The 8,182-nt window shown below is 30.7% G+C and carries 8 protein-coding genes; 5 read left to right on the plus strand and 3 right to left on the minus strand.

Annotated features, from left to right (window positions below; genetic code table 11):
* Positions 1-205 precede the first annotated feature (205 nt).
* From JHL18_RS17120 to JHL18_RS17130, 3 genes are all read right to left on the minus strand, one after another.
* Positions 206-1,714, minus strand: a complete 1,509-nt coding sequence (locus JHL18_RS17120; protein WP_200271461.1) for a hypothetical protein — start codon at positions 1,712-1,714, stop codon at positions 206-208.
* Positions 1,715-1,991: 277 nt separating this feature from the next.
* Complete coding sequence (locus tag JHL18_RS17125; protein ID WP_200271463.1) at positions 1,992-2,132, minus strand: hypothetical protein; 141 nt, start codon at positions 2,130-2,132, stop codon at positions 1,992-1,994.
* Between the two features lie 94 nt (positions 2,133-2,226).
* A complete protein-coding gene (locus tag JHL18_RS17130; protein ID WP_200271465.1) occupies positions 2,227-3,501 on the minus strand; it encodes a helix-turn-helix transcriptional regulator in 1,275 nt (424 codons plus the stop codon).
* Between the two features lie 425 nt (positions 3,502-3,926).
* Here JHL18_RS17130 and JHL18_RS17135 point away from each other — a divergent pair, with 425 nt between their 5' ends.
* From JHL18_RS17135 to JHL18_RS17155, 5 genes are all read left to right on the plus strand, one after another.
* Complete coding sequence (locus tag JHL18_RS17135) at positions 3,927-4,493, plus strand: TetR/AcrR family transcriptional regulator (protein ID WP_200271467.1); 567 nt, start codon at positions 3,927-3,929, stop codon at positions 4,491-4,493.
* Positions 4,494-4,614: 121 nt separating this feature from the next.
* Positions 4,615-5,229 carry a TetR/AcrR family transcriptional regulator gene (locus JHL18_RS17140; RefSeq protein ID WP_200271469.1) on the plus strand — a complete coding sequence of 205 codons (615 nt, stop codon included), beginning with the start codon at positions 4,615-4,617 and terminating at the stop codon, positions 5,227-5,229.
* A gap of 171 nt (positions 5,230-5,400) precedes the next feature.
* Positions 5,401-6,282 (plus strand): ABC transporter ATP-binding protein, encoded by an 882-nt coding sequence (locus JHL18_RS17145; protein ID WP_200271471.1) that lies wholly within the window; start codon positions 5,401-5,403, stop codon positions 6,280-6,282.
* A 4-nt stretch (positions 6,283-6,286) separates the two neighbouring features.
* Complete coding sequence (locus JHL18_RS17150; RefSeq protein WP_200271473.1) at positions 6,287-7,087, plus strand: ABC transporter permease subunit; 801 nt, start codon at positions 6,287-6,289, stop codon at positions 7,085-7,087.
* A 39-nt stretch (positions 7,088-7,126) separates the two neighbouring features.
* Positions 7,127-7,921 (plus strand): ABC transporter permease subunit, encoded by a 795-nt coding sequence (locus tag JHL18_RS17155; protein ID WP_200271475.1) that lies wholly within the window; start codon positions 7,127-7,129, stop codon positions 7,919-7,921.
* Positions 7,922-8,182 lie beyond the last annotated feature (261 nt).

Consider the following 8,182-nt stretch of genomic DNA (forward strand, 5'->3'; position numbering starts at 1 on the left):
AACCTTTCTAACTATAGATGCTCAACTGAAAATTCTAGTTTATATAGTCTGAAAATATCTTAAAATACCGTGATTTTCAAAAATACAAATTAAATTTCCGTAAAAGCTCCATTAAAATCCTTTTGTGCTTTTAAAAAAATCGCCCTTTCTATTATACATAATTTTTCTAAAAAGCAAAGAAATAATGTGGAAATTGTATTAATTTTTACAAGTACCTTACTCTATCAAGCCAGCTTACACCTTCAACTTTTCTATCATACCCCACTAAAACAATCTCAAGGTTGTCTTCATTGTAAATCTTCAGCTTATTCACAATGGTTTCCTTGAAGTTTTCATTGCCTCTTCCATTATCCAAATCAATTACAATAACCTTTTTATCATCAATATCAATTAGCGTTCTTAATATACCATTGATATGCTCATCATCTTTATTAAATCCGAAACCTACTATACACAGCTTGTCGGATTTTTTAAAGTTCTCATACATATTAACATAACGCTTGGACATCTCTATTGAAGTCATAGGTTTAGTACCGCTTTGAGTAAAGATTAATGGTACTAGAAAATGCTGTTCTCTTTTTGATAGCTCTTCCTTTTTCCCTAATCTATTTACATAAGGATCGTACCATATATCTGTAGATCCGTTTAAAAAGCAAATATCCTGTTTTAATGTTTCCTGAATAAACACATTGTAATTTGTAGTAGCTATTGTTGTAGTCTTAATTATATTTTTTTCAATGGCGGAAATTAAATCATGATAGTATCCATCAGTCTTTATCCTTGCCCCATCCCCTAGCTGCCTTACAATATACTCTCTAACGGAAAGCAAAAATATATTAATCTTACAAAACTTTGCCCATTCATCCTTAGGGCAATATAAATAATGCCAATTAGAATCTATAAGAGATTTATAGTCAAGCACTGAAGAATATATTGTCTCAATTATATTTCTTGCAAAACTTAAGATTAGATCACCATTTGAATTTAATTCTATAGTTTTATTTTCCATAACATATTCTAACCCTGCGAGACCTGTTGACTGGGAATTTAGTTGAATCACATCTCCTATATCATCAAGAAAATCTATAGAATCATCTTTGTCCTTAAATATACCGTCATTTATTTTCCTAGTTAAATTCTCACTTAAAGCCCCTATTTGAAGCTGAAATATAGCTAAGATAATCTTCCTAAGTTCGTATTTCGTATTCACTTCAAATATCCCTGGAGTTTTATACAACTTTAATAAAGAGGAAAAATAATTACTTTCAAAAAGTTTATTCCCTTCATTAAAATAATCTATGAAAGATATTTCATGCTTCATATTACAGTTTTTCAGTGGTGTTCCTAAAACCTCATTTACTATCTGGGTATATGTCTTGCTATAACTTCCCTTAAGCTTTCCTTCTTCTTCTTTTGCTATAGCATCGAAATCATTAATCCTTGCTATGATTTTCTCTCTATTATGTTCAATAGTATCTTTGATAATAGCTTCAAAAACTGTTTTTCCAAAAGAACTTACACTCTTGGTTTTATAATCATCAGGAAGCCAACTGGCTGCATAGTATGTAGAACCATCAATTTTTTCTCTCAGTTCCTTAAATAATTCTTTTATCTCCGTAGTATCCTGCCTAAAAATCTCTAAAGCAAACTTCCCTCCTGATGGCAGACCATAACCAGCCTCTGCTCCAGCTCCAAACAAGAATCCAACCTTCAAATCTCTCCCCCCTATTATCAAGCATTCTTTTACTTTTGCTTATTAGTCTTCTTTAAAATTTCTAGATAAGGCCTCAAATTCCTCTCAATTGCAATAAATCTATCTAAAGTGATCATAGGCTATAAAAATAGAATCAATTTAATTTAAAATATTGTTTGTAAGGGATATACAATACAGAAGTTTTTGCATATTCAATTAATGCCAAATTTAATCGTTTAAATAGAAAAGACTAGATAACTTATATTACCTAAGTTTATCTAGTCCTTTATTTTAAGTTTTAATTATCAGCCTGATGATAGTCTCCACCCATAATAGTTATCCCACCATGTGTTGGCAAGCTCTTATTTCCTATCACCGGAATCACTAACATGCAAACTAAAAGCATACCTCCAATGGTTTTAAAAAACTTATTTCTCATATCCCATCCTCCTTATCTTATAAAGCAATTATAATATATTATACACAAATTACCATGAAATATGAAATATAAATTGTTAACATTAGTCAATTTATTACAACAAAATTTCTAATTTGTTTATATACTTTATAGTTTCCTTACTATCATCCAGTTTCGCTGATACTTCTGCTAGCTTCAAAACCGCATATGCTTTGCCAGTTTTAACATCATTAGTATCTAAAATCTCTAATAATCTGTTCATCAAATCTTGTATACTTTGATAATCGTTTGTGGATTCATATACTGATATCAAATCCTTACAACTTTCCATAAGGTAATCAAATCTTTTGTACTCTTCTGCTAAGTCAATAGCCAAACCTAATACAAGTATACTTTCTTGGTAAAAGCCTGTCTTAAACAGAACCTTACCTTTGGTATTTAGTGTTTGTGACAACATCGGCTTATTAACTTTAACTTTCAATCTTTGAGCCTCATCTACATATTTTAAACTATTAGCATAATCACCTATCTTGTAATAAGCTTCAGCTATATTATTATATACCATAGATAGCATTTCATCATCTTTGCCTTTTAAAATATCAATCAAACTTAAATCTTCATCAATTGCTTCTTTCACTCTACCTAGATTATCTAATTCATAGCCCTTCAGAATTTTTGCATCAGCCAATATATCAAAATCAATTTCATCTGATTTATCAAGAATTATTTGATCAAGTGTCTCTAAACTCTTATCATATTGCTGAGTTAACATATAACTAATTGCTATATTATATTTACCTTTATAGAATACTCTCTTATTGTTTTCTTCTCTAGCATAATCTATAGCCTCTTTAAAGTAATAAATAGCATCCTCATGTTCTTGTCTTCTACTCTTACAGATACCAAGTAGTTGATATATTCTTACTTGCGACTTTCTATCCCTAAGCTCTTTGTACTTGCCTAAAGCCTTACGAAAGTAAGAGAACGCTTCCTTATAATCTTCTTTATTATAATACTTCTCCCCTTGAAGCTTGTACAATTCAGCCTGTAGGTCATCTAATTCAAAGTCTTCAGATATTTCGATAAGTTCTTCTAACTTATCGTGATTAAGATCATTCTTTAGTTCTTCATTGCAATAATAAATTGCATCTTCCTTAGGAGTTCTTGAAAAATACTCATCATCTAGATTTAAGTTAACCGAAATTCGCTTTGCAATTTCATTAAATTTTTCTGAAAGTAACTTAGAGCTAGCCTTACTTACATTTCTTCTGCCGCTTTCCATCATGCTGATAAAAGCTCTGGTCATGTTTATACCTTCTAACTCCGCTTGGTTAACTCTAAATTTCTTTCTCATAAGTTTGATTTTTTCACTTGGACTATGAAATTCCAATGTTCTCCACCCCATTTCATTAGCTTATTACTGTAATATTTTTACACTTATTATCAATTATAAACTAACCTTTTATAATTTGCACCATTATTTCAAGAAAATTTGTTAATTTTTTCAATTAACTCTCAATCATAGCCGTTTAGTTGTCTCTTTTTTTTACCTTTTTTGTTATGCAACATCAAATTCATCGCACTCAAATTGAGATTTTATTTACGCCAAATTAAAGTACATACTGTTATGTAATATAGATAACGTGCTCTGAAAGCTATATAATAATATTGTGAGAGATTAACCAAATTTTAGATGAAGATACTTTAATCTATTACCTGATTAAGCAAATTAAATAGAATTTATATATTACTAACTAAAGAAGTTACTACTACTCTTCCACTACATTATGACAACTCAGCATCGGAGGTATGATTATGGCACAAACAACTAAAAAAGCACTTGCTGCATCATTAAAAAAATTATTATCACAAAAACCTATGGATAAAATCACTATTGTTGATATCGTAGAAGATTGTGAAGTTAATAGACAAACCTTCTACTACCACTTTAAGGATATATACGATCTTGTTGAATGGATTTATACAAATGAAGCTTCCCAGGCTCTTGGAGGCAAAAAGACATATGCTACCTGGCAGCAGGGATTTATGCAAATCTTTGAATACGTGTCTAAAAATAAGGATTTCGTGTTAAATACATACCACTCCCTTAATCGAGAACACTTAGAAAATTATCTCTATAGCGAAACTTATAATCTCCTTCTTGGAGTTGTAGAAGAAAAAGCTAGTGGTATCACTGCAAGAAATGATGATAAGGCATTTATAGCCAATTTTTATAAATATGCCTTTGTAGGACTTATGCTTGAATGGATTGGTAAAGGTATGAAAGATGATCCATCTGTTATTATAAGCAGAGTAAATATTTTAATATATGGAAGCATAGCTAAAGCACTTGAAAACTTTAGAACTAATAATCATATTTAACCTCTTCATTTTAAAACTCGGTCGAACAAAAAATATTTATCTAACCATATTGACCGAATCGGTTTATGGAGTTACAATTAGATAAACCGATTCGGTTTACAACAATTGCGAGGTGGTGTTCTTGGAAAAGTTTAAAAACTTGCCAAAAGAAAAGCAAGATACAATAATAAATGCAGCACTAAAAACCTTCGGGGCAAACGGTTATAAAAAAACTTCTGTAAATGATATTGCTTCTGCTGCAGGAATCTCTAAAGCCATGGTATTTCACTACTTTGGTACAAAAAAGGCCTTATATCTCTATTTAATTGAACTATGTACAAATACAATAATGAGCGAAATTACTAGTAGATTTGACAACAATGTCACTGACTTCTTTGACAGAATCAAAATGGCTACTGAGATTAAGCTCTTTGCTATGAAACAGTATTCCGCTATTCCTACCTTTTTAACTAGTATGTACTTTGAAACCGATGAAGAAGTTAACGGAGAGATTAGTACTTTAATTTCTCAAAGTGAAGGTATTAGAGAGAAAATGGCTCTTACTGGTATGGATTTTTCAAAATTTAAAGAATCCGTTGATGTTAAGACAATTATGAAAATGTTCACTTGGATGGCTGAGGGTTTTATGAATCAATTTTCGGGTAAAACTAATGTTGATTTTGAAGGGATCTCTAAGGAATTTTACGAATGTCTAGATATGCTAAGAAAGAACTTTTATAAAGAAGAATACTTATAAATACATATAAAGCTGTACTACTTCATATTAAAGTCTATCAAAATAATATCTATTAGGTCATGAAAAAAATTATTTTGAGTACAAGGTTGAAGTAGTATATATTTAACGTTCTACTTATTCAATCAATGCCAAAAATGAATTTATATTATTAAAATTTAGGAGGCTTCAATTATGAATGTGATTGAAATTAACAATCTTACAAAACAGTATGGTAAGTCAAGAGGTATCATTGATGTTAACCTAAATGTAGAGGAAGGTGAAATCTTTGGTTTTATAGGGCCAAATGGAGCGGGAAAGTCTACTACTATTAGAACACTTTTAGGACTTATATATCCCACAAGTGGAAGTGCCACTATATTCGGAAAAAATTGTATTGAACATCCTGAAGTAAGACAGTCACTAGGTTATCTTCCATCAGAAGTTTTCTATTATGATAACATGAAAGTTATAGATTTATTAAAATACTCTGCAAGCTTTTACAAAAAAGACTGCGCTAAAAGAATACATGAACTTGCAGAAATTATGGATTTGGATTTAAAAAAGAAGATAGATGATCTTTCCTTTGGTAATAAGAAAAAAGTCGGTATCGTACAAGGACTTCTACATGAACCAAAGCTAATCATACTAGATGAACCAACTAGTGGACTTGACCCATTGATGCAGCAAAGATTTTTTGAGCTTATCAAAGAAGAAAACAAAAAAGGTGCAACTATATTCTTCTCCTCTCATATTCTAGGTGAGGTTCAAAAGATGTGTGACCGTGTAGCATTTATAAAAGATGGTAAAATAATTAAGCTTGAAAAAATGAGTACTCTACAAGAAAATAGCTATAAAAAGATTAGTATCGAAGCTAAATCAGCTATTAAAAAGGATGACTTTAATATTAGTGGTGTAAGTAATTTTAATGTAGACAGTACTACAGCTAGCTTCATTTTTAAAGGTAATATTAACTCCATTACTAAAAAGCTTGCTGAAATAGATCTGAGCAATATCTCCATCGAAGAACCAGATTTAGAGGAAATCTTTATGCACTATTATAATAAGGAGGATTAGTACTATGAATATGTTTCTACATGAACTAAGATCACTCCGAAAGTCAACGATCATATGGACTATTTCTTTAGTTGCTTTACTTGCACTTTATCTTTCTATATATCCTGGTATGGTAAAAGATGCAGAGGATTTTAAAACCTTACTAGGAAACTACCCAGCATCAGTTAGAGCTATTCTAGGTATTAACCTTGACACTATTACATCGATTTTAGGATTTTATTCAATGATATTTTCCTTTATTGTAGTTTTTGGTGCTGTTCAAGCAATGAACTTTGGAGTTTCAATACTTTCTAGAGAAGCTAGAGAAAGAACAGCTGACTTTTTACTGGTAAAGCCAGTGTCACGTACATCCATTGTAACCGCAAAGCTTTTAGCTGCTTTTACTTCCCTAGTTATTACAAATGTGATTTTCTTAGTTGTTTCTTTTATCATGGCAAATGCGGTTAAAACTTCTGATTTTGATGTAAATGCATTTTTCTTAATTAACCTTACACTATTTTTTATTCAAGTTATTTTCCTTGCAATCGGAATGATTTGTTCAGTATTTTTTAAGAAGCTTAAAAATATTCTTCCTTTGTCGCTAGGAGTAGTTTTCGGACTTTACATGATAGGCGCACTTATTGCTACTGGAAAAGACGTTGACGCTACACGTTATATCTCTCCTTTTAGATATTTTGATATTCCTTATATAATTAACAACACAAGCTATGAAACTTCATATATGGTTACTGGAATAGTTATTGTGGTTATTTCTATAATTTTAAGCTATATCGTTTATAACAAAAAGGATATCCATGCAGTATAAGCTAAATGCACTTGGATTTAATTATAAGGAGGTCTAATTATGAATATTTTTATAAGAGAACTAAAAGCTAACAGAAAAGCTCTTATAATATGGAGTGTCTGTATGGTTTTATTGGTTGTAAGCGGTATGGCTAAGTATACAGCCTATTCAAGTGGTGGTTCTGGCAGTGAGGTACTTAATAAAATGCCCTTTACTTTAAAAGCACTACTGGGGATAGGTTCCTTTGATGTTGCTAGTATGGGCGGATTCTTCGGATTCTTATTTCTTTATATTGAAGTAACAATAGCTATTCATGCAGTGCTCTTAGGAAACGGTATTATAGCAAAGGAAGAAAGAGATAAAACCACAGAGTTTTTGATCGTTAAACCAGTTTCTAGATCCACAATAATAACTTCAAAGCTTCTTGCCGCTTTATTAAATATAGTGATTCTTAATTTAATTACCTTGGTTTCTTCCATAGCAATGGTTGGCGTATACAATAAAGGAAATTCTATAAATGGTGAAATATTTACATTCTTCCTTAGTATGTTTATCATTCAACTGCTTTTCCTTACACTTGGCGCCTTGTTATCAGCCTTTATGAGGAAAGCTAAAGTATCAGGCTCAGTTGCAACTTCAATACTATTATTTTCATTTGTAATATCAAAGATTACTGACTTAACAGATCGTATGAACTTTTTGAATGTACTTTCACCTTTTAAATATTTTAGTTATGCAGATATTGTAAACGGAAATGGATTAAACTTCGTGATAGTTATTCTAACACTTATAATGGTAGCAATATTCTCTGTACTAACTTATTTCTTCTACAATAAGAGAGATTTATCTGTTTAACTTTTAGTACCATAATCAAACTATTGTAATTAAGGTATACCTACTTCAGTACATTAATAAGTTTACCTTAAATCTAATCTAAACAATAATATTAAATAAACCCATAATATAAAAAATAGCCCTTCACTTTTGATGCCAATGTCATTAAGTTAAGAGTGATTAAAGAAGCTATTACACAACGTGATAGCTTCTTTTTTAGCAATTAGCTTTGGAAGTGCAATCGGAATAAGGAAAGTAATCGGAAAATATGCATGCAAATAA

Origin of the sequence: Clostridium yunnanense (assembly GCF_016595795.1) — a bacterium.
Taxonomy (GTDB): Bacteria; Bacillota; Clostridia; order Clostridiales; family Clostridiaceae; genus Clostridium_AR; species Clostridium_AR yunnanense.

Bases quoted from the DNA above. Each gene is read 5' to 3' on its own strand.
- JHL18_RS17125 (WP_200271463.1), bottom strand. From the start codon at position 2,132: ATGAGAAATAAGTTTTTTAAAACCATTGGAGGTATGCTTTTAGTTTGC.
- JHL18_RS17135 (WP_200271467.1), top strand. From the start codon at position 3,927: ATGGCACAAACAACTAAAAAAGCACTTGCTGCATCATTAAAAAAATTA.
- JHL18_RS17145 (WP_200271471.1), top strand. From the start codon at position 5,401: ATGAATGTGATTGAAATTAACAATCTTACAAAACAGTATGGTAAGTCA.
- JHL18_RS17150 (WP_200271473.1), top strand. From the start codon at position 6,287: ATGAATATGTTTCTACATGAACTAAGATCACTCCGAAAGTCAACGATC.
- JHL18_RS17155 (WP_200271475.1), top strand. From the start codon at position 7,127: ATGAATATTTTTATAAGAGAACTAAAAGCTAACAGAAAAGCTCTTATA.